Here is a 20481-nt window from a genome sequence, read left to right on the forward strand (position 1 = left end):
ACGCACGTCACCGGTCGTCGGGCTCCTCCGCGGGGATCCGCGGCAGCGGCCCGGTGGGCGCGTCGGCGACGGCCATCTTCGCCGCCGAGTCGGTCGGGGCACCGGCCCCGAGCGCCGCGAGTGCCGCCTCGTTGCCGACGTCGGCACCGGCCCGTTCGGACAGCAGCCAGCGCACCTCCAGCAGGTCGCAGTAGGCCTGCACCGGATCCCCGGCACCGCCGAGCGCGGCGTGCGCGCGGGCCGAGCCGGGCTCGAGACAGTGGTCGATCCAGCTGCGTGCGGCCGCGCGGTCCGAGACCGGCTGACCGGTGCGCCGCTGCATCCAGTCGCGGTGCGCGTTGAGGTCGCCGAGCAGGATCCGGGCCTGGCCCTCCCCCACCTCGACGCCGGTCAGCCTGCGCAGCGTCGCGGAGTGGTAGTTCCGGTCACCGACGGCGATGTGCAGCCGGGACCGGCCGTCGCCGACCGGCAGCAGGGAGACCTCGTCCACGGCGAAGCCCAGGTCGTTGAGCTCACGGATGGCACCCTCGACGCGGTAGCGGTCGCCGAAGGCGAAGACCGGCGAGGCGTGCAGGGCGTCCCACAGCTCCCGGTAGCGCTCGGGCAGCGCGGTGGCCTCGTCGATCAGCTGCGGGATCATCTCCGGCGGCCGCTCCAGCGAGGTCGCCAGGTCGATCATCCCGGCGGCGACGTTCTCGACCAGGATCGTCACGTCGTGCTCGCGCTGACCGTCGGACAGGCCGTCCGGGTGCACCTCGCTGGTCTCGGCGTCGACGAGGAAGGCCTGCAGGGTCTGCCCGTCGCGGGTGAGCAGGGTGTTGTTCAGCGAGCAGTCGCCCCAGAACACGCCGTGCCGGTGCAGCTCGACCAGCAGCGAGATCATCGCGTCGAACAGCCGGGCGCGGTGCCGCGGCCGGTTCGGGGGGAGCCGCAGGAACAGCCTGCGGTACTGCCAGGACCCGCTCAGGTACCGGGTCACCAGGATCGCGGTCTCGTGCGCCGGCTGGTTCACCAGCCCGGCCGGGCGGACCGCGGGCAGACACTGGTGCCCGAGCCGGCGCAGCACGTCGTACTCGCGACGGGCGATCCGCTCGGGCATGTCCTTGAGCACCCACAGTGCACCGTCGGCCTCGACGAACCGGACGAGGTGCCGGCTGGGACCGACCTCCATGTCGCGCAAAGGGACCCGCGTCTCGTCCCAGTCCTCCAGCGGCTCGTTCCACGGCAGGGCGATCAGCTCGGGGCCGGGTGCCCGCAGCACGAGCTCCGGTGAGGCATCCATTCAGGACACTCCCCGGGCGCCGCGGGCCGGTGGGGCGGTGGAGCCGCGGATGACCAGCCGGGTCGGCAGGGTGGCGAGCGGGTCGACCGGGTCGCCGGCCAGCGTCGCCAGCGCCATCCGGGCCGCGACGGCGCCCTGCTCGGCCGCCGGCTGGGCCACGGTGGACAGATCGGTCAGCGCGGCCAGGGGATGGTCGTCGATGCCGATGACCGACACGTCGCCGGGCACCGCGAGCCCGGCCCGACGCAGCGTCCCGACGGCACCGAGGGCGACCTCGTCGGTGTGGGCGTAGACCGCCGTCGGGGGGTCGGACAGCCCGAGCAGCTCGCCCATCGCGCGCGCCCCGCCCTCCGGGCTCCACGGCACGCGGACCGTCAGCGCGGGGTCGTACCCGACGCCGGCGTCGGCGAGCGCGGCCCGGTAGGCGGCGGCCCGCCCCGCGGGCTGGCCCGGGTCCAGCTCCGGGTCGGTGGTGACGATCATCCCGATCATCCCGATCCTCCGGTGTCCGAGGTGGAGCAGGTGGTCGACGGCCTGGCGGCCGGCGACGCGCTCGTCGATCGACACCGACGGATGGTGCCCGATCCGGGTCCCCGCCGACACGATCCCGACACCGATCCGCTCCAGCCGGGCACGCTCGGCGTCGTCGACGCCGAACCCGAGCAGCACGACGGCGTCGGCGCGGCGCCGGGCGGGCAGCTCGGCGAAGAACGCGCGCCGGGCCGCGGCGTCGCCGAGGTGGTACAGCAGCAGGTCGCGCCCGGCCTCGCGCAGCACCTCGGACAGCCCCTCCAGCGCGGCCCCGAACCACCACCGGGACAGGTGCGGGACGACGACGGCGATCCGCCCCGTGGTGCCCCGCGCGAGCCCGGCGGCGTCCGGGCTGACCACGTACTCCAGGGCGCGCGCGGCCTCCCACACCCGGGCACGGGTGGCCGCGGCGACGTGGGGGTGATCGCTGAGCGCACGTGACGCGGTGGCCGGTGAGACCTTGGCCAGCCGGGCCACGTCCGCCAGGTTGACCGGCTCGGGCACGACACATGTATGCCGAAAGCTGGAAGCGATTGCAAGAGCGGATGTTATCCGTCCGCGCTGGACCAGCGCCTGTTGATCAGTAAGGATCGTCGCCTACCAGCGCGGGCGCTATGAGCCTTGACACTCCCGAGTGAAGGGCTCACAGTCTCGGCTGGAAACGCTTCCAGCGACGCCGACGTGCGTCGGGACAGCAGCGGTATCGAACACGGGAGTTCGGAGTTGACCATGCGTCGCACACGGTGGAGGAGGACGCTGGCCGCCGGTGCGGCCGCCGTCGCCCTCGCCCTGCTGGCGGGCTGCGGAGGCGCACCCGCGGGCCCGCCGGTCCTCAACTGGTACATCAACCCCGACGACGGCGGGCAGGCCGAGATCGCCCAGCGTTGTTCGGCGGCGTCGAACGGCGAGTACTCGATCGCGGTGTCGGTGCTGCCGCGCCAGTCCGCGGAGCAGCGCCAACAGCTGATCCGCCGGCTCGCGGCGAACGACAGCTCGATCGACATCATGTCCATCGACCCGCCCTACATCCCCGAGTTCGCCGAGGCGAAGTTCCTCGCCCCTGTTCCCGAGGACGTCGCCCGGCGGACCACAGCGGGGATCGTGAACTCCGCGAAGGAGGGCGCGAGCCGGAACGGCAGGCTGGTCACGGTGCCGTTCTGGGCCAACACCCAGCTGCTCTGGTACCGCAAGTCCCAGGTCGCCGGCACCGGGCTGGACATGTCGAAGCCGGTCACGTGGGACCAGGTCGTGGCGGCCGCACGGTCGAAGAACTCGATCATCGCCGCGCAGGGCATCCGGGCCGAGTCGCTGACCGTCTGGCTGAACGCGCTGGTGGAGGGCGGCGGCGGCCAGATCATCACCAACGCCTCGCCGCAGGACCCGGAGGGTGTGCAGCTCGGGCTGGACTCCCCCGCCGCGACGAAGGCCGCGGAGATCATGAAGGCCGTCTCCGCCGTCGGCGGTCCCGGGTTCTCGACCAACTCCGAGGACGAGAACTCCAACGCCTTCCAGGCCGGTGAGGCGATGTTCCAGGTGAACTGGCCGTTCGTCTGGGGCAAGGTCAACAGCGCGGTCGAGGCGGGTACCGTCCTGCAGTCCACACCGGACGACTTCGGCGCGGCGCTCTACCCGCAGACCGAGGCCGGCAGGCCCTCGTCGCCGCCCTACGGCGGCATCAACCTCGGCGTCGGCGCGTTCAGCAACCACGTCGACCTGGCCTACAAGGCCACCGAGTGCATCGTCTCGACCGAGAACCAGAAGCAGTACTTCCTCACCAACGGCAACCCGGCCGCCCGGATCTCGGTGTTCACCGACCCGGACGTGGTGGAGAAGTTCCCGATGGCCCCGGTGATCGCCCAGTCGCTGCAGCAGGCCAAGCCGCGCCCGCAGACCCCGTACTACAGCGAGGTCTCCGAGTCGATCCAGCGCACCTACCACCCGACCGCGGGCATCGACCCGCCGACCGTCGGTCCCGCGACCGCCGCGCTGATCAAGGCGGTCCTGGCCAAGGAGGAGCTCCTGTGACGACGACGGAGTCGACGACGGCGCGCCCCGCCGCGGGGGCGGCGCCCGCCCCGCGCGGTGGCAGCGACCGGGCCCGTGCCGAGCAGAAGCTCGGCTGGTACCTGGCCGGGCCGGCGTTCGCCGTGATGTTGCTGGTGACGGCCTACCCGATCGTCCAGGCCGTCTACTACTCGCTGTTCGACTACCGGCTGACCGACCCGGAGAACATCTCGTTCGTCGGCCTGAAGAACTACGCGGTCATCCTCACCGACTCGATCTGGTGGACCTCGTTCGGCGTCACGGTGTTCATCACCGTGGTCACCGTCGCGGTCGAGCTGGTGCTGGGCTTCCTGCTGGCGCTGGTGATGATGAACGCGCTCAAGGCGATCCGGCCGGTCCTGCGCGCGGCGATCCTGATCCCGTACGCCGTCATCACGGTCGTGTCGGCGTTCTCCTGGCAGTACGCGTTCTCCCTGGACTCGGGCTTCGTCAACTCCTGGTTCGACTGGCTGCCCGGGGTCTCGGCGGACACCGACTGGTTCGGCTCGACCGGCTCGTCGCTGTTCGTGATCTGCCTGGCCGAGATCTGGAAGACCACCCCGTTCATCTCGCTGCTGCTGCTCGCGGGTCTGGCCCAGGTGCCCGACGTGCTGCAGGAGGCCGCCCGCGTCGACGGCGCGACCTGGTGGCAGCGGATGTGGAAGGTGACGCTGCCGAACATGAAGGCGGCGATCATGGTCGCCCTGCTGTTCCGGACCCTGGACGCCTTCCGCGTGTTCGACTCGGTGTTCGTCATGACGGCGGGGGCGAACAACACCGAGACGGTGTCGTTCCTGGCCTACCGCCAGACCATCGCCCGGGTCGAGATCGGGCTCGGCTCCGCGGTGTCGGTCCTGCTGTTCCTGTCCGTCGTGATCATCTGCGTCGGCTTCATCAAGGGGTTCAAGGTCGACCTGTCCCAGGCCCGAGGGGAGAAGTGATGTCCACCCGCGAGCGAGTCCTCTGGATCGTGGCCGGCATCGCGATCGTCGTCTACGCCCTGTTCCCGGTGGGCTGGATCGTGTCGCTGTCGCTGAAGTCGAGCGAAGACATCGCCAACAAGCAGTTCCTGCCGACGTCGGTGTCGTGGAGCAACTACGAACAGATCCTCGTCGGCGACGCGGCCGAGCTGTTCCTGCCCGCGCTGCGCAACTCCTTCGGCATCTGCATCATCGCGACGTTCCTGGCGTGCGTGCTGTCGATGTTCGCCGCCTACGCGATCGCCCGGCTCGATTTCCGGGGCAAGAAGCTGATCCTGTCCACCGCGCTGGCGGTGGCGATCTTCCCGGTCATCTCGATCGTGACGCCGCTGTTCAACCTGTGGCGCCAGATCGGGCTCTACGACACCTGGCCCGGCCTGATCATCCCCTACCTGTCGCTGACCCTGCCGCTGTCGATCTGGACCATGTCGGCGTTCTTCCGCGAGATCCCGTGGGAGATGGAGCAGGCCGCCCAGGTCGACGGCGCCACCACCTGGCAGGCGTTCCGCAAGGTGATCGTCCCGCTGGCGACGCCCGGGGTGTTCACCACCGCGATCCTGGCGTTCTTCATCGCCTGGAACGACTTCGCCTACGGCATCTCGCTGACCTCGACCGGCGCGTCCCGCCCGGTCCCGGCCGCGCTGGGCCTGTTCTCCGGAGCGTCGCAGTTCGAGTCGCCCAACGGCCCGATCGCCGCCGCCGCGGTGATCGTGACCATCCCCGTCGTCGTGCTCGTCCTGATCTTCCAGCGGCGCATCGTCGCCGGTCTGACCAACGGCGCCGTCAAGGGCTGACACGCCCTGCCGCTCCGCAACACGGAAAGGAACCGACCGGCCATGGCGTCGATCGAGATGAAGAACATCGTCAAGAAGTACGGGGACGGCTTCCCGGCCGTGAACGACGTGAGCATGGACATCGCCGACGGCGAGTTCATGATCCTCGTCGGCCCGTCCGGCTGCGGGAAGTCGACGCTGCTGCGGATGATCGTCGGCCTGGAGGACATCACCTCCGGCGACATGATCATCGCCGGCAACCGGGTCAACGACAAGGCCCCGCGGGACCGCAACCTGTCGATGGTGTTCCAGAACTACGCGCTCTACCCGCACCTGTCGGTCTTCGAGAACATCGCGTTCCCGCTGCGCCTGGCCAAGGCACCCGAGGACGAGGTCAGGCAGAAGGTCGACGCCGCGGCGAAGGTCCTGGAGCTGCAGGAGCACCTGCAGCGCAAGCCCGCGAACCTGTCCGGAGGTCAGCGCCAGCGGGTCGCGATGGGCCGCGCCATCGTCCGTGACGCCGACGCGTTCCTGTTCGACGAGCCGCTGTCCAACCTGGACGCGAAGCTGCGCGGGCAGATGCGCACCGAGATCGCCCGGCTGCAGCGCCGCCTCGGCATCACCACGGTCTACGTCACCCACGACCAGACCGAGGCGATGACCCTCGGCGACCGCGTCTGCGTGCTGCGCAAGGGCGTCATCCAGCAGGTCGCCTCGCCCCGCGAGCTCTACGAGCAGCCGGTCAACCTGTTCGTCGCCGGGTTCATCGGGTCGCCGCCGATGAACTTCCTGCCCGCGACGCTCTCCGGGAGCACGCTGGAGACGCCGTTCGGTCCGATCGAGCTCGACACCGCGCGCGCCGAGAAGATCGCCGGTCGCGACCTGGTACTGGTGGGGATCCGCCCGGAGTACTTCGAGGACGCCTCCCTGGTCGACGAGGCGAAGAAGCACGTCGGGTCCACCTTCACCGCGAAGGTCGACGTGACCGAGTGGCTGGGCGACTCGCAGTACGCCTACATCCCCTACGAGGCCCCGGCCGAGGTGGAGACCAAGCTGAAGGAGCTGTCGCGCGAGCTCGATGCCGACCAGCTGCGTACCCAGGCGATCGTGTCGATCGACTCGACCAGCCGGATCCGGGAGGGCCGCGACGCCGAGTTCTGGCTGGACGCGCGGAAGATCCACGTGTTCGACCCGGAGTCGGGCGAGAACCTCACCCGCGACCCCGACGCCGGCGCCGAGCTGACCCGGATCGCGGCCGAGGACCGCGCCGAGCAGGTGGCGCAGGCCCGCGGCCAGGGCTGACGCGCCGCGTGGTGCCGCACCCGTGCGGGTGCGGCACCGCGGGCGGCGCTGTCCACGCGTCCCTGCGCCCGCCTCGCGCATCCCGGCAGCCGCCTCCCGGGCGCAGCAGCACCCCACACGTCGGAGCTGCGGGGGCGTGGGAGTCAGAGGGCGCGGACCTCGCGCCGGTAGCGGGTCTCGGCGACCCCGGCCAGGGTCCGGGCCATCACCGCGAACACGAAACGCTGCGAGGGGTAGGCCGCCAGCCACCCCAGCCGCCCGGCCATCCCGCGCGGGGCGAACCGCAGGGTCTGGGTGTAGCGGCTGGTCAGCCGGTCGGTCGGGGTGACGGCGAGCTCCAGCCGGGCGTCGCCGGGCAGCCGGTCGGCGGCCCGCAGCACCAGCCGGTGCCCCGGCTCGACCGCCTCGACGATCCAGCGGTCCAGGGGCTCCCCCGGGACGAGCCGGGCCGGGCCGTCGCCCTGCCGCCGCGGGACCACGCCGGGCCCGCCGGCCAGGACGTCGAGGTGGCCGGTCAGCGTCGCGACCCCCGGGACGGTGTACCAGCCGTGCGGGCCGCCGAGCGTCTCGATCACCGACCAGACGGCGTGGGCGGGGGCGGCCACGTCGCGGGTGTCGGTCGTCGACCACTCCAGCGGGCCGGTGCCGGGCGGGTCGGACGGCCCCGGTCCGGCCGCGCCGACGCCGTCGAGGGCACGGCGGACCGCGGTGCGGTACGGGGTCCGTCCGCCGGGCGGGGTGCCGATGAGCGCGTCGAGGGCCGCGAGGTCGTCGGGGTCGGCCACCAGCTCGTGGCGCATCGACTCGACCAGAGGCTCGGCCAGGCCCCGGCCGACCGGGGTGAGCGCGGCGACGGCGCGGGCAGTGAGCCGCGGCGCGGACAGCGGGACGGGCACTGGGAACGGCCGCAGCAGCCCGGCCTCGGCGGCGAACTCGCTCATCAGGGAGCGGTAGGTGTGCACGTCGGGGCCGCCGACGTCGAACGCCCGGTCCACCTCGGCGGGCAGGTCGAGGCAGCCGACGATGTCGTACAGCACGTCGTCGACGGCGATCGGCTGGATCCGGTTCCACGCCCGGTCGGGCAGCGGCAGGAGCAGGGGACCGCCCATCGCCGTCTCGGTGAGGTGGCGGATCATCTCGAAGCTGGCCGAGCCGGTCCCGACGACGATCCCGGCACGCAGCACCGCGGTCGGCACCGGACCGGCGAGCAGGATGTCACCGACCTCCCGGCGCGAGGACAGGTGCTGCGACACCCGCCGGGTGCCGGCCGCGGGCTGCAGCCCGCCCAGGTAGACGATGCGACGCACACCGGCCGCGGCGGCCCCGTCGGCCAGCGCGTGCGCGGCGGCGCGGTCGCGTGCGGCGTAGCCGGGGCCGTCCATCGCGTGCACCAGGTGGACGACGGCGTCGACGCCCTCGCAGGCCCGGCGCACGTCGGCCGCGTCCTGGGCGTCGCCGCGGGCGACGTCGACCCGGTCGCCCCACGGGTGCGCGGCGAGCTTGGCCGGGGTGCGGGCGAGCACCCGCACGTCGTGGCCGGCGTCGAGCAGGCATGGGACGAGCCGGGACCCGACGTAGCCGGTGGCACCGAGGACGAGCACGAGCATGGGGTGATCCTCGCGGTCCCCGGCGCGGGGCGCGCGCCGGGGTGACGACCGGCTCAGCCGATCCCGGCCAGGCGCAGCCCGGCCGTCGTCGCCGCGGCGAGGACGACGACCAGCACGAACGGCATCCGCAGCAGCAGCGCACCCGCGGCCACGGCCACCCCGGCCGGGCGGGCCCAGCCGGCGAACCCGGCCCCCTCGAACCATGTTCCGGTGGCGACGAGCGCGACGAGCAGCCCGGCCGCCCCCAGCTCGACGAGGCGGACGGTGCGCGGTGACAGGGCGACCCGGTCGTGCAGGACGAGCGGCAGCAGCCGCATGAGGTAGGTCCCGCCGGCGAGGACGAGCAGGGCGGCGACGGTCACGACTGCTCCTCCGTCCGTCCGGCGGCGGTGACGCCGAGCAGGCCGGCCAGCACGGGCAGCCCCGCCGGAAGGAACGGTGCACAGGCCAGCGAGACCGCTGCCGCGGCGGCACCGACCCGGCGGGCGTCGACCCGGCGCAGCATCGGGACGAGCATCGCCAGCATCGCGGCGGGGAAGGCCGCGTCCAGGCCGAACGCGCCCGGGTCCGGCACGCTCGCGCCGAGCACGAGACCGGCCGCGGTGCCGAGCTGCCAGCACAGGTACTTCACGACGCCGAGGATCCGGAACGCACGCCACCCCCTCCCGGGGACGTCGGTGCGGGCCAGCACGAACGCTGTCGACTCGTCGGTGACGACGTGGGCCGCGGGCAGCCGCGCCCAGCCCCCACCCAGGTGGCGGGCCAGCGCCAGGCCGAACGGCAGGTGCCGCAGGTTGAGCACCAGCCCCGCGGCGACGGCGGCCCACATGCCTCCGCCGGCGGCGAGCACCCCGGTGACGAGGAGCTGGGCGCCGCCCGCGAACACCAGCAGCGACATCGCCATCGTCATGGCCGGGGACAGCCCGGCGGCCGGCGCGAGCGCGCCGAAGGACACCCCGACGACGGCGACGGCCACCGAGATGGTGAGCGCATCGCGGACGTCCCCGCGGGTCGTTCGCTGTATCGAACGCATGCCCGATACAGTGAACAACACCGCCTGTGTTCGTCAAGTCGAACGAGGAGAACGATGAACCGAACGCCTGAGCCGCCGCTCGCGACGATCGCGGCGGCCATCCGCCGGGAGCGCGAACGCCTCGGGATCTCCTCGGCCGAGTTGGCCCGGCGCGCGGGGATCGCGAAGTCGACGCTGTCGCAGCTGGAGGCGGGCACCGGGAACCCGAGCGTCGAGACGCTGTGGGCGATCGCCGTGGTCGCGGGGGTGCCGTTCAGCGCCCTGGTGGAGCCGCCGTCGTCGCCGCTGCGGGTGGTGCGCTTCGCCGACCGTCCCGCGATCCGGTCGGAGGAGGCCGCGTACACCGGCGCACTGCTGTCGCGCTGTCCGCCGGGCGCTCGCCGCGACCTGCACCTCATCACCTGCGAACCCGGGCCGGCGCGGACGGCCGACGCCCACTCCCCCGGCACCGTCGAGCACCTGGTGGTGTCCACGGGCCGGTGGAGCGTCGGGCCGGACGACGAGCAGGTCGAGCTCGACCCGGGTGACCACGTCACCTTCCCCGCCGACCGGCCGCACAGTTACCGGGCGCTCACCCCCGGGGCCACCGCGGTGCTGGTGATGGAGTACCGCTGATCAGGTGCCGCTCGCGCCGCGGGTCGCCGAGCCGGGCTCGGGGTCCGGACCGCCCTCGGTGATGCGGTGCAGCAGTCCGTCGAGGAGCCCCTCGTCGTTGCCGCCCGAACCGCCCGAGCCCCCTCGCCCTTCTCCGACTCGGGCAGCGCGTACTGACGGACCCAGTCGACCTGCATCTCCGAGGGCTTCACGTCGCCGCCGCCCTTGGGGAACCAGTCGAGCTGGATGGTCAGGTGCATCGGCCCGGGAGGCAGGATCGAGGTGTCGTCGGTGTGCCACCACTGCTTGCCGTCGACGAAGGCGGTCACGCCCTTCGGCGTCCACTCGACCGCCCAGTTGTGCCACTGGGTCGCGTCGATGTCGACCGAGCCCTGGACCTGGGAGTTGTCCTCTCCGTAGTGCAGGAACAGGTTGGTCTTCTGCCGGGTGTGGTCGGTCATCTCCATGAAGTCGATCTCGCCGCCGACCGGGAAGTTCTCCGCGGTCGGCCAGAGCAGCAGCAACGCGTTGTACGACGGGTCCGACGCGGGCGCCCGCACCCGGCCCTCCCAGCGGCCGTACTTCTGGCTGCTGTCGGACCAGGCCATGCCGCCGGTGGTGCCGTCGGCGTCGCCGTCGATGGTGAGCACGCCGTCCTTCACCGAGATCGCCGACGGGGAACGGGTCCCCTTGCCGGCGTGGCCGGGGCCGTCGTAGGGGCTCCAGCCCGTGAGGGCGTCGCCGTTGAAGTCGTCGACCTTGGTGGGCTCGCCCCAGCCGTGCTCGACGGCGGCGCTGGTCGCCGCACCCGGATAGGACGGGACCGCCGGGGCCGCAGGGCCTGCCGGGGCCGCGCCTGCGGCGCAGTCCGCGGGGGCCGGGGTCGCGCCGGGGGCCGAGGTGTCGGTCGGGGTGGCCGTGGCGCCGCCGGGCGCCGCGCCCGGGGTCGCGGTCGCCGAGGTCGTGTCCGAGGGTGAGCCCTGCTCTCCGCCCTGCTCTCCGCCGGATCCGGCCTGGTCACTCTGGTCGCCCTGGTCGCCGGCCGAACCGCCCTGGCCGTCGCCCGAGGTCGTGTCGTGGCCCGAGGTCGGGTCGGAGCCCTTGTCGTCTCCGGGGCTCTTGTCGTCTCCGGCGCTCTTGTCGTCTCCGGCGCCCTTCTCGTCTCCGGCGCCCTTGCCGCTGCCGGAGCCGCCGCCGGACCCCTGGTCGGCTCCGTGGTCGCCGCCGGAGCCGGAGTCGCCACCGGAGCCCGTGGCGCCGTCCGATCCGTGGTCCCCGCCGGAACCCTGGTCGCCGCCGGAGCCGGAGTCGCTGCCCGGGGACGTCGTACCGCCCGGGGATGTGTCGTCGCCGGGCCCCGTGTCGCCGGAGCCGGAGTCGCCCGTGCCCGAGGTCGTGTTGCCGGAGTCCCCACCGGAACCCGACCCCTGGTCTCCGCCGGAGCCCGAACCCGAGCCGGAGCCGGAGCCGGAGCCGGAGCCACGGTCACCACCCGAGCCGGACCCCGCATCGCTCCCCGAGCCACCCGACCCCGACGATCCCCCGTCGCCACCGGAGCCGCTCCCGGACGCACCGTCTCCCCCGGGCTCGGCCGTCCCGGGGGTGGCGGAGGCGCCGGGCTTCCCCGACCCGGCACCTCCGTCACCGCCGGTGGCCGGACCACCCGAACCGGCTCCCCCGCCCGGGGTGGCGCCCGTCGTGGGGCAGTCCGCGGTCGTCGTCGCAACCGCTCGACCGTCTCCGGTGTCCGCGAACGCCGCGGCCGGAAAACTGATCAACATCGCGGCGGCGATCGCCACGACCCTCACAGAGTGTCCCATCAGGCTCCTCCGTAACAGTGGTCTCCTGATCCACATCGCACGTTAGATGCCACAGCGTCACCACGAGCCCCTCTGTCACCACATCGAGTAGGCAACCCCTCCACCGAGCGACCGCGGAACGTGTCCGGAACGGACGACCCACGCGTCCGGGGGACCGATCGGGTCACCGGACCGTGGTCCCCGGAACGACGAGAGCCCCGTCCGGCGGCGTGCCGGACGGGGCTCTCGGGGCGGAGCGGGGGGTGCTTACCAGCCGCGAGCGGCGTAACGCTGCTCGTCGGGGATGTCGGCGATGTTGATGCCCACCATCGCCTCACCGAGACCGCGGGAGACCTTCGCGATCATCTCGGGGTCGTCGTGGAAGGTCGTGGCCTTCACGATCGCCGACGCGCGCTGCGCCGGGTCCCCGGACTTGAAGATGCCGGAACCGACGAACACACCCTCGGCGCCGAGCTGCATCATCATCGCGGCGTCGGCCGGGGTCGCGATGCCGCCGGCGGTGAACAGCACGACCGGCAGCTTCCCGGTGCGGGCCACCTCGGCGACCAGCTCGACCGGGGCGCGCAGCTCCTTGGCCGCGATGTAGAGCTCGGCGGCGTCGAGCGAGGCGAGCCGGCCGATCTCGGCGCGGATCGAGCGCATGTGCCGGGTCGCCTCGACGACGTTGCCGGTGCCGGCCTCGCCCTTCGAGCGGATCATCGCCGCGCCCTCGGAGATGCGGCGCAGGGCCTCGCCGAGGTTGGTGGCGCCGCAGACGAAGGGGGCGGTGAAGCTCCACTTGTCGATGTGGTGCGCCTCGTCGGCCGGGGTCAGCACCTCGGACTCGTCGATGTAGTCCACACCCAGGGACTGCAGGACCTGGGCCTCGACGAAGTGGCCGATGCGGGCCTTCGCCATGACCGGGATGGACACGGCCTCGACGATGCCGGTGATCATGTCCGGGTCCGACATGCGGGCCACGCCGCCGTTGGCGCGGATGTCGGCCGGGACGCGCTCGAGGGCCATGACGGCGACGGCCCCGGCGTCCTCGGCGATCTTGGCCTGATCCGGGGTGACGACGTCCATGATCACGCCGCCCTTCAGCATCTCGGCCATCCCGCGCTTCACCCGCGCGGTGCCGTGCTGCGGACCGGCGGTGTCGGGGGTGTTCTCAGCTGCGGACACGGGTGATCGGAGCTCCTCACATGACGGTCGGACTGCGTCGCGATTCTACGTGAGGTCGCGCAGGTGAACGCGGCGGTTCCGGATCGGCGATCTCGAAGTACACCGGCTCCGGTGCGGTCCCGTACAACCGCAGCATCCGGACCAGCCGCCGGGACCGCAACGCACGGGTGTCGCGGACGGCGTCGTTGTGCACCCGGCGGGCCAGCACGACCAGCGCCTCCGCCTCGGCGAGGTCGCCGCAGGGCGCGGGCTCCCCCGGTCCCCGCCGGACGGCGGCGAGCTGCCTGGTCAGGGCGTTCTCCGCGGCCTCGCGGGCGGCGCGGCTCCCGGCCGGGTCGCGGCCGTCCGGCGCCGGGGCGGGCAGCGCACGCGCGGCGACGGCGGCCCGGCGCAGGTCCGGTGGCGCGGCGGGACCGAGCGCGCCGGCGACGGCGAGCGCGACCCGGGCCCTGGCGTCCAGCGCCGCGGCCAGCCCGGCGCGGGCGGCGTCGACCCGCACGTGCAGCCGGTGCAGGCGTCGGACCCGTGTCACGCACCACAGGGTGAGAGCCGCCACCAGCAGTGCCGCGAGGACCGCCGTCCCGGCGACGACGGCGGTGCTCACCGTGCGCCCCCGCGCACCAGCGGTCGCGGTGCGGCGGCGATCGCGGCCCGGTACACGCGCAGCACGTCCCCGGCGACGACCGGCCAGTCGTAGCGCTGCACCCGTTCCCGACCGGCGGCGGCGAGCCGGGCCCGGGCGGTGTCGTCGTCGAGCAGGCCGGACAGCGCGGCGGCCAGGGCGGCGTCGTCGCCGGGCGGGAACAGGGCGCCGGCGCGGCCGTCGTCGAGGACGGCGCGGAAGGACTCGAGGTCCGCGGCCAGCACCGGGGTGCCCGCGGCCATCGCCTCGGTCAGCACCATCCCGAAGCTCTCCCCGCCGCGGTGCGGTGCGCAGAACACCGCGACCGAGCGCAGCGCGGCGGCCTTGGTCTCCTCGTCGACCGGACCGAGCAGGTCGATCCGCTCGGCCAGCCCGGGCCCCGCGGTGCGCAGCAGCCGGTCGCCGTCGCCGCGGCCGACGACGAGCAGCCGCACGTCCGGCCGGTCGGCGACGACCCGGCGCAGCGCGTCCAGCAGCACCGGCATGCCCTTGCGGGGCTCGTCGAAGCGGCCGACGTAGCCGACCCGCACCGCGGGCGGCAGGTCCAGCGCCGGTCCGTGGGCGAACCGGGCGACGTCGACGCCGTTGGGGATCTCGGTGGCGTCCCCGCCCAGGTGCTCGACCTGCACCCGGCGCGCGGTCGCCGACACCGCGATCCGCGCCGTCACCCGTTCCAGCAGGGGTCGCGCCATGGGTCCGAACGCCGCGAGCGCCCGGGATCGCTCGGTGGAGGTGTGGAAGGTCGCGACGACCGGCCCGCGGGCGTCGAGCAGCGCCAGCGCCGACACCGACGGGGTCGTCGGCTCGTGCACGTGCAGCACGTCGAAGTCGTGCGTGGCGAGCCAGCGCCGGGTGCGATGGCGGGTCATCGGGCCGAACGCGACGCGGGCGACGGAGCCGTTGTAGGGGACGCCGACGGCCCGTCCGGCCGGGGTGACGAACTCCGGCGCCGTGCCGGTCGCCGGGGCCAGGACCTCGACCGTGTGCCCGAGCCCGCGCAGCGCGGCGGCGAGGTCCAGGACGTGGCGCTGCACTCCCCCGGCGACGTCGAGGGAGTACGGGCAGACGATCCCGATCCTCATCCCGCACCGACCGGTTGGAGCATGTGCCAGTCCCACGGGCGGCGGGCGATCATGTCGCCGAAGGCGTCGGCGAGGCGCTGGACGGCGTCGGGACCGGGCGGGACAGGCGCTCCGACCTCGACGCCCCAGGCGTCGTCGGTGAAGTAGGGGTAGGCCGGGTGCAGGGCGGCACCGGTGAGCCGGGCCAGCCGGGCCGGGCCGGACGGCAGCCGGGCGGGCCCCCCGAGGAAGGTCACCTCGGTGCCGGTGCCGGACAGGTCGCGGTCGGCGACCAGGCAGACCACGCCGCCGCGGCGCAGCCGCCCGGTCAGCGCCCGGTGCGCCGTGCGGGGGTCGTCGGCGGTCACGACCTCGAACCCGAGCCCGGACCGGTAGGCGAGGAACCGGCGGAACAACGGCTCCGGGCGCAGCCGTTGCACGACGGTGGTCAGCGCCGGTTCGAGCCCGAGCCGGTCGAGCTCGCGCAGCAGATAGAGCCCGGCCAGGTCCCAGTTGCCGGCGTGCGGGAGGGCGAACACGACCCCGCGCCCGGACCGGACGGCCGCGAGTGCGTCGGCGACGCCGTGGGCGTGCGGCGCCATCGCGGCGTGCACCGCGGCGGGGTCGAGCCCGGGTAGCGCGAACGCCTCCCGCCAGTAGCGGGCGTAGCTGCGCATCCCGGCGGCGACCAGCGCGTCGAGCTCGGCGAGGGTCGCGTCGGGGCGGACCCGGCGCAGGTTGTGCCGCAGCCGCCGCACCCCCGGGCCGTCGCGGCGCACCGCGAGCGCGGCGCCCGCGTCGAACACCCGCTCCACCACACCCGCGGGCAGCCGCCCCGCAACCGTCCAGCCCGCCGCGTACCCGGCGGCGCCGAGCGCGGCAGCCGTGCGTTCCCGCAGGTCAGGCACGGGGGGCCTCGCGGGAGCTCCGCCGTACCGCCAGGATCCGCTGGCCGAGGGTCACCGCCGTCCCGAGCGCCAGCACGACGAGGGTGACGGTCAGCGCCCACGGCACCCCGACGCCGGACAGGAACGCCCCGACCAGGCCGAGGATGAGCCGTTCGGCGCGTTCGACGAGACCGCCCTCGGCGGTGAGCCCGACGGACTCGGCGCGGGCCTTGACGTAGGACACGATCTGGCCGCCGACCAGCGCCACCAGCGCGGCGGCACCGGCGAGGGGCTCGGCCCCGCCGGTCAACGCCCACCAGGCGAGCCCGGCGAACAGGGCACCGTCGACGATCCGGTCGCAGGTGGAGTCGAGCACCGCCCCGAACGGGGTGCCGTGCCCCCGCGCGCGGGCCATCGCGCCGTCGATCAGGTCGGTGAGCACGAACAGGGTGACCAGCACCGCGCCGAGCGCCAGCCACCCGGTGGGCAGGAACGCCAGCGAACAGACCACGGCCCCGACGGTGCCGAGCACCGTGACGGTGTCCGGGCTGACACCGCGGTCGATCAGGGCTCGTCCGACGGGGTCGGTGAGCCGGTTGACGTGCGCGCGGGCGAACAGGTTCAGCATCGGCGGCTGCGTGCTCCCGTGCAGGACGGCGACGGTGGGGGGACCCTCCCAGCCTAGTCCGACACCGGATCCGCCCGCCGCAGGTGCGGCCGGAGTCAGCGGCGTGGCGGTTCCCACGCCTGGGCCAGCTGGTCGCGGGTCTCGGCGAGCAGCTGCGGGATGACCTTGGTCTGCCCGACGACGGCGATGAAGTTCGCGTCCCCACCCCACCGCGGGACGACGTGCTGGTGCAGGTGCTCGGCCAGCGACCCGCCCGCGACGTGGCCCAGGTTCAGCCCCACGTTGAACGCGTGCGGCGCCGCGACCTTCTTCATGGTCACGACGGCCTGCCGGGTGAACGCCATCAGCTCACCGGCCTCGGAGTCGGTGAGGTCCTCCAGGTCCGCGACGTGCCGGTAGGGCAGCACCATCAGGTGCCCCGGGTTGTACGGGTGCAGGTTCAGCAGCGCGAACACCTCGTCGCCGCGGGCGACGACGAGGTTGTCCGCGTCCGGGTCCGCCGACTCGCCCAGGGTCTCCCCCCGGGCGATCCGGCAGAACGGGCAGCCGGTGTCTCCGGCACCCTGGATGTAGGCGAGCCGGTGCGGGGTCCACAGCCGGGCGAAGCCGTCGGGCGTCCCGGTCCCCTCCTGCGGGACCCACTCCTGCTCCATGCGCCGATCCTAGGCGCCGGCCGGGAAGCTCTCCGCGGTCGGCGAGGTGTTCGTGCGCGAGCGCACCCACTCGATGATGGAGGCGACCGCCTGCTCGACCGGCACCGCGTTGGTCTGCGAGCCGTCGCGGAACCGGAAGCTGACCGCACCGGCCTCGACGTCGCGTCCGCCGACGAGCAGCAGGAACGGCACCTTCGCCAGGGTGTGGGTGCGGATCTTCTTCTGCATGCGGTCGTCACCGGAGTCGACGTCGACCCGGATGCCGGCGGCGCGCAGCCGGGCGGCGACGTCGCGGACGTAGTCGTCCTGGGCCTCGGTGACCGGGATCCCCACGACCTGGACGGGCGCCAGCCACGCCGGGAAGGCGCCGGCGTAGTGCTCGGTGAGCACGCCGAAGAAGCGCTCGATCGACCCGAACAACGCGCGGTGGATCATGACCGGGCGCTGCCGGGAGCCGTCGGAGGCGGTGTACTCCAGCTCGAAGCGGTCCGGCAGCATCAGGTCGACCTGGATGGTCGACATCTGCCAGTAGCGGCCGATCGCGTCACGGGCCTGCACCGAGATCTTCGGGGCGTAGAACGCGGCGCCGCCCGGGTCGTCGCGCAGCTCCAGACCGAAGCTCTCGGCGGCGTCGCGCAGCGCCTGGGTGGCCTCGGCCCACGACTCGTCGGACCCGATGGACTTCTCCGGGTTGCGGGTGGAGAGCTCCAGGTAGAAGTCGTCGAGGCCGTAGTCGCGCAGCAGGTCGAGCACGAACTGCAGCAGGCTGCGGATCTCGCCCTGCATCTGCTCGCGGGTGCAGTAGATGTGCGCGTCGTCCTGGGTGAAGCCGCGGGCCCGGGTCAGGCCGTGCACGACACCGGACTTCTCGTAGCGGTAGACGGTGCCGAACTCGAACAGCCGCAGCGGCAGCTCGCGGTAGGACCGCCCGCGCGAGGCGAAGATCAGGTTGTGCATCGGGCAGTTCATCGGCTTGAGGTAGTAGTCCACCGCGGGCCGCTTGAGCTCGCCGTCGGCGGTGTACTCCGCGTCGAGCTGCATGGGCGGGTACATGCCCTCGGCGTACCACTCCAGGTGCCCGGACTTCTGGAACAGCGCGCCCTTGGTCGCGTGCGGGGTGTAGACGAACTCGTAGCCCGCCTCGGCGTGCCGCTCGCGCGAGAGGTCCTCCAGCTCCTTGCGGACGACCCCGCCCTTGGGGTGGAAGACGGGCAGGCCGGACCCGATCTCGTCGGGGAAGCTGAACAGGTCCAGCTCGCTGCCCAGGCGGCGGTGGTCGCGGCGCTCGGCCTCGGCGATGCGCTCCAGGTAGGCGTCGTGCGCCTCCTGGGACTCCCACGCGGTGCCGTAGATCCGCTGGAGCTGGGCGTTGGCCTGGTCGCCCCGCCAGTACGCGGCGGCCGAGCGGGTCAGCGAGAACGCCGGGATGTACTTGGTGGTCGGCAGGTGCGGGCCGCGGCAGAGGTCCGACCAGACGGTCGCGCCGGTGTGGGCGTGCACGTTGTCGTAGACGGTGAGCTCGCCGGAGGAGTCGACCTCCATGACCTCGCCGTCGGAGTCGGCACCGCCCTTGAGGTCGATCAGCTCCAGCTTGTACGGCTGGTCGGCGAGCTCGGCGCGGGCCTCGTCGCGGGAGGCGTAGCGGCGGCGCTCGAAGCGCTGGCCGGACTTGACGATCTTCTTCATCGCCGACTCGATCTTCTTCAGATCCTCGGGGGTGAAGGGGGTGTCGACGTCGAAGTCGTAGTAGAAGCCGTCGGTGACCGGCGGGCCGATGCCCAGCTTCGCCTTCGGGAACAGCTGCTGGACGGCCTGTGCGAGCACGTGCGCCGCCGAGTGCCGGATGACGCTGCGCCCCTCCTCGGTGTTCGCCGGGACCGGCACGACCTCGGCGTCGGCCTCGGGGGCCCAGGCCAGGTCGCGCAGGACGCCCTCGGCGTCGCGCACGACGACGATCGCCTCGGGACCGCTGGTCGGCAGCCCGCCCTCCCGGACGCGCCCACCGGCCGTCGTCCCGGCCGGCACCCGGATCGGGGCGGACGCTGGCGGGGCGGACAGTGCGGACACGGGGGTGCCTCCTGCGGTGGTGCGAACGGATGGACCTCCGATGCTAGTCGGGGGGCGCGAACCGGTTTCGACCGCGGGGAACACGGGCGCCGGGTGGCCCCGGACCGGGGCGCCCGGGGATGATCGCGGACGTGAACGACGCCGCCGCCCGCTTCCGGGCCGCGATCGAGGCCGGAGACCTCGACGCGGCCGTCGCCCTCTGCCGCGACGACGTCGAGTTCCGCTCGCCCGTCGTGCACCGCCCCTACCGGGGCCGGGAGGCGTTGCGCCCCATCCTCGGCGCGGTGTTCACCGTCTTCGGCGGGTTCCGCTACGTCGCCGAGTACTCCGGCGACGACGGCCACGTGCTCGAGTTCACCGCGACCGTCGGGGAGCGCGAGGTGCAGGGGGTCGACGTGCTGCGCACCGACGACGAGGGCCGCATCCGCGAGCTGACCGTGCTCGTAAGGCCGCTGTCGGCCGCGGTCGCACTGCGCGACCGCATGGGCCCGCTGCTGTCCTGACCCTGCCCGTCGCCGCAGGTCGGGGGCGGGGTTGCCGCCGCCCGGCGACCGACGACGGCCGGTCGTCCCGCCGGATGCGGCCGTCCGGCCGTCCGGCCCCGGCTCGCTCGCGCGTCGTCGCACACAACCGGCCGTTGCTCGATGCAGTGATCGCCTCGCCTGTGCAGCCCTTCGGCCGCGGGCACGATGGTCCACATGCCGCACCATGATCGGGCGATCCGGTCACGGAGCGCGCCATCACCCCGCTGACGTGCCGACATTCGAGTGACGTCGATCAGGTGGGCACAACGCCGCCCTCCGGTCCCTCGTTGAGGCAGGGAGCTCGTTGACCGGGTGAGACCACGCCACCGTCCGGCTGCGCCGGCAGACGACCAGAAGGGAGAGCCGGTTGCCCGCAGGCCCGCCCCCACCGCCGCGGTCGCGCCGCTCTCCCGAGTCCGATTCCTACGGTGTGTCCGGCTCCCACGGTGCCTCCGCTCCCGGTCGTGCGGTCGACACCGAGGAGCGCCCGACCGGACGACACCAGACCGGACGACACAGCAGCGACGAGGTCGCCCGCGCCGACTCCGGCGCCCCGGCACGGCACGGCGCCCCCGCCGCCGACGGGCGTGTGCGGTCCGGTGACCCGGAGGCGCGGTCCTTCACCGACGTCGTGCGGGCCACCGGGTCCACCGCGCGCCCCGGCCCGGGCCGACCGCGAAACGCCGGCGCGGACGGGTCACGAGGTTCCGGCGCGAACGGGTCTCCCGGTGCCGGTGAGGACGGCCGCCGTCGACGCTCCCGGCGGGCCGACGAAGCCGTCTCCGCCGGCGCAGGGACACCGACGAACGGCGCCCCTGCGCACGGCGCCCGCACCAACGGATCCCCTGCGAACGGTGCTGCCGCGAACGGTGCTGCCGCGAACGGGTCG

At 73.5% G+C, this 20481-nt stretch carries 19 protein-coding genes; 6 read left to right on the forward strand and 13 right to left on the reverse strand.

The features are described 5' to 3' along the window. Positions 1 to 7: 7 nt before the first annotated feature. Together Ae717Ps2_RS14450 and Ae717Ps2_RS14455 are read right to left on the reverse strand one after the other, a co-directional pair. Positions 8 to 1282, reverse strand: a complete 1275-nt coding sequence (locus tag Ae717Ps2_RS14450; RefSeq protein WP_075333491.1) for a DUF4032 domain-containing protein — start codon at positions 1280 to 1282, stop codon at positions 8 to 10. Then, a complete protein-coding gene (locus Ae717Ps2_RS14455; RefSeq protein ID WP_139318741.1) occupies positions 1283 to 2317 on the reverse strand; it encodes a LacI family DNA-binding transcriptional regulator in 1035 nt (344 codons plus the stop codon). It lies immediately after the preceding gene. 225 nt (positions 2318 to 2542) lie between these two features. Here Ae717Ps2_RS14455 and Ae717Ps2_RS14460 point away from each other — a divergent pair, with 225 nt between their 5' ends. From Ae717Ps2_RS14460 to Ae717Ps2_RS14475, 4 genes are read left to right on the forward strand one after another with little or no spacing between them, the layout of a single operon-like run. Continuing rightward, entirely contained in the window at positions 2543 to 3838 is a 1296-nt protein-coding gene (locus Ae717Ps2_RS14460) for an extracellular solute-binding protein (protein ID WP_075333492.1), read from the forward strand. After that, positions 3835 to 4797, forward strand: coding sequence for a carbohydrate ABC transporter permease (locus Ae717Ps2_RS14465; protein WP_075306723.1), 963 nt, complete (start codon positions 3835 to 3837; stop codon positions 4795 to 4797). Before Ae717Ps2_RS14460 ends, Ae717Ps2_RS14465 begins: the two co-directional genes overlap by 4 nt. Further along, the gene (locus Ae717Ps2_RS14470; protein WP_075333493.1) at positions 4797 to 5630 is read left to right on the forward strand and encodes a carbohydrate ABC transporter permease; all 834 of its coding nucleotides are present in this window, start codon (positions 4797 to 4799) and stop codon (positions 5628 to 5630) included. Before Ae717Ps2_RS14465 ends, Ae717Ps2_RS14470 begins: the two co-directional genes overlap by 1 nt. 42 nt (positions 5631 to 5672) lie before the next feature. Then, the gene (locus tag Ae717Ps2_RS14475) at positions 5673 to 6911 is read left to right on the forward strand and encodes an ABC transporter ATP-binding protein (protein ID WP_075306724.1); all 1239 of its coding nucleotides are present in this window, start codon (positions 5673 to 5675) and stop codon (positions 6909 to 6911) included. Positions 6912 to 7054: 143 nt separating this feature from the next. On the opposite strand, the gene Ae717Ps2_RS14480 is transcribed toward Ae717Ps2_RS14475, so the two are convergent. The 3 genes from Ae717Ps2_RS14480 to Ae717Ps2_RS14490 are packed head-to-tail and all read right to left on the reverse strand — an operon-like array spanning position 7055 to position 9551. Beyond that, positions 7055 to 8518, reverse strand: coding sequence for a DUF2867 domain-containing protein (locus tag Ae717Ps2_RS14480; RefSeq protein WP_075306725.1), 1464 nt, complete (start codon positions 8516 to 8518; stop codon positions 7055 to 7057). A 53-nt stretch (positions 8519 to 8571) separates the two neighbouring features. Further along, positions 8572 to 8880, reverse strand: coding sequence for an AzlD domain-containing protein (locus Ae717Ps2_RS14485; protein WP_075306726.1), 309 nt, complete (start codon positions 8878 to 8880; stop codon positions 8572 to 8574). Next, positions 8877 to 9551, reverse strand: coding sequence for an AzlC family ABC transporter permease (locus Ae717Ps2_RS14490; protein ID WP_075306727.1), 675 nt, complete (start codon positions 9549 to 9551; stop codon positions 8877 to 8879). Before Ae717Ps2_RS14490 ends, Ae717Ps2_RS14485 begins: the two co-directional genes overlap by 4 nt. Before the next feature lie 54 nt (positions 9552 to 9605). Between Ae717Ps2_RS14490 and Ae717Ps2_RS14495 the strand changes: the two genes are divergently transcribed. Next, positions 9606 to 10166 (forward strand): helix-turn-helix domain-containing protein, encoded by a 561-nt coding sequence (locus Ae717Ps2_RS14495; protein ID WP_075306728.1) that lies wholly within the window; start codon positions 9606 to 9608, stop codon positions 10164 to 10166. Here Ae717Ps2_RS14495 and Ae717Ps2_RS14500 read toward each other — a convergent pair. From Ae717Ps2_RS14500 to thrS, 8 genes are all read right to left on the reverse strand, one after another. Further along, the gene (locus Ae717Ps2_RS14500) at positions 10112 to 11965 is read right to left on the reverse strand and encodes a glycoside hydrolase family 16 protein (RefSeq protein WP_143510389.1); all 1854 of its coding nucleotides are present in this window, start codon (positions 11963 to 11965) and stop codon (positions 10112 to 10114) included. The two genes, Ae717Ps2_RS14495 and Ae717Ps2_RS14500, sit on opposite strands and share 55 nt — an antisense overlap. 246 nt (positions 11966 to 12211) lie before the next feature. After that, entirely contained in the window at positions 12212 to 13129 is a 918-nt protein-coding gene (pdxS, locus tag Ae717Ps2_RS14505) for a pyridoxal 5'-phosphate synthase lyase subunit PdxS (RefSeq protein ID WP_075333495.1), read from the reverse strand. Between the two features lie 16 nt (positions 13130 to 13145). Further along, entirely contained in the window at positions 13146 to 13733 is a 588-nt protein-coding gene (locus tag Ae717Ps2_RS14510) for a hypothetical protein (RefSeq protein ID WP_075306731.1), read from the reverse strand. After that, entirely contained in the window at positions 13730 to 14854 is a 1125-nt protein-coding gene (locus Ae717Ps2_RS14515; RefSeq protein WP_020627808.1) for a glycosyltransferase family 4 protein, read from the reverse strand. The genes Ae717Ps2_RS14510 and Ae717Ps2_RS14515 overlap by 4 nt, the downstream gene beginning before the upstream one ends. Beyond that, positions 14851 to 15741 (reverse strand): phosphatidylinositol mannoside acyltransferase, encoded by an 891-nt coding sequence (locus Ae717Ps2_RS14520; RefSeq protein ID WP_233147561.1) that lies wholly within the window; start codon positions 15739 to 15741, stop codon positions 14851 to 14853. The genes Ae717Ps2_RS14515 and Ae717Ps2_RS14520 overlap by 4 nt, the downstream gene beginning before the upstream one ends. Then, the gene (gene pgsA / locus Ae717Ps2_RS14525) at positions 15734 to 16348 is read right to left on the reverse strand and encodes a phosphatidylinositol phosphate synthase (RefSeq protein ID WP_020626619.1); all 615 of its coding nucleotides are present in this window, start codon (positions 16346 to 16348) and stop codon (positions 15734 to 15736) included. The genes Ae717Ps2_RS14520 and pgsA overlap by 8 nt, the downstream gene beginning before the upstream one ends. Before the next feature lie 95 nt (positions 16349 to 16443). After that, the gene (locus Ae717Ps2_RS14530) at positions 16444 to 17001 is read right to left on the reverse strand and encodes an HIT domain-containing protein (protein WP_075306732.1); all 558 of its coding nucleotides are present in this window, start codon (positions 16999 to 17001) and stop codon (positions 16444 to 16446) included. 9 nt (positions 17002 to 17010) lie between these two features. After that, a complete protein-coding gene (gene thrS, locus Ae717Ps2_RS14535) occupies positions 17011 to 19068 on the reverse strand; it encodes a threonine--tRNA ligase (protein ID WP_075306733.1) in 2058 nt (685 codons plus the stop codon). 131 nt (positions 19069 to 19199) lie between these two features. Between thrS and Ae717Ps2_RS14540 the strand changes: the two genes are divergently transcribed. Continuing rightward, positions 19200 to 19571 (forward strand): nuclear transport factor 2 family protein, encoded by a 372-nt coding sequence (locus Ae717Ps2_RS14540; protein WP_233147562.1) that lies wholly within the window; start codon positions 19200 to 19202, stop codon positions 19569 to 19571. Positions 19572 to 20481: the final 910 nt, after the last annotated feature.

This window comes from Pseudonocardia sp. Ae717_Ps2 (genome assembly GCF_001932475.1).
In the GTDB taxonomy this organism is placed as follows: Bacteria; Actinomycetota; Actinomycetes; order Mycobacteriales; family Pseudonocardiaceae; genus Pseudonocardia.

Coding starts and splice junctions, on each gene's coding strand:
- Ae717Ps2_RS14490 (WP_075306727.1), bottom strand. CDS start 9,551: ATGCGTTCGATACAGCGAACGACCCGCGGGGACGTCCGCGATGCGCTC.
- pgsA (WP_020626619.1), bottom strand. CDS start 16,348: ATGCTGAACCTGTTCGCCCGCGCGCACGTCAACCGGCTCACCGACCCC.
- Ae717Ps2_RS14500 (WP_143510389.1), bottom strand. CDS start 11,965: ATGGGACACTCTGTGAGGGTCGTGGCGATCGCCGCCGCGATGTTGATC.
- Ae717Ps2_RS14460 (WP_075333492.1), top strand. CDS start 2,543: ATGCGTCGCACACGGTGGAGGAGGACGCTGGCCGCCGGTGCGGCCGCC.
- Ae717Ps2_RS14450 (WP_075333491.1), bottom strand. CDS start 1,282: ATGGATGCCTCACCGGAGCTCGTGCTGCGGGCACCCGGCCCCGAGCTG.
- Ae717Ps2_RS14515 (WP_020627808.1), bottom strand. CDS start 14,854: ATGAGGATCGGGATCGTCTGCCCGTACTCCCTCGACGTCGCCGGGGGA.
- Ae717Ps2_RS14480 (WP_075306725.1), bottom strand. CDS start 8,518: ATGCTCGTGCTCGTCCTCGGTGCCACCGGCTACGTCGGGTCCCGGCTC.
- Ae717Ps2_RS14530 (WP_075306732.1), bottom strand. CDS start 17,001: ATGGAGCAGGAGTGGGTCCCGCAGGAGGGGACCGGGACGCCCGACGGC.
- Ae717Ps2_RS14495 (WP_075306728.1), top strand. CDS start 9,606: ATGAACCGAACGCCTGAGCCGCCGCTCGCGACGATCGCGGCGGCCATC.
- Ae717Ps2_RS14475 (WP_075306724.1), top strand. CDS start 5,673: ATGGCGTCGATCGAGATGAAGAACATCGTCAAGAAGTACGGGGACGGC.
- Ae717Ps2_RS14470 (WP_075333493.1), top strand. CDS start 4,797: ATGTCCACCCGCGAGCGAGTCCTCTGGATCGTGGCCGGCATCGCGATC.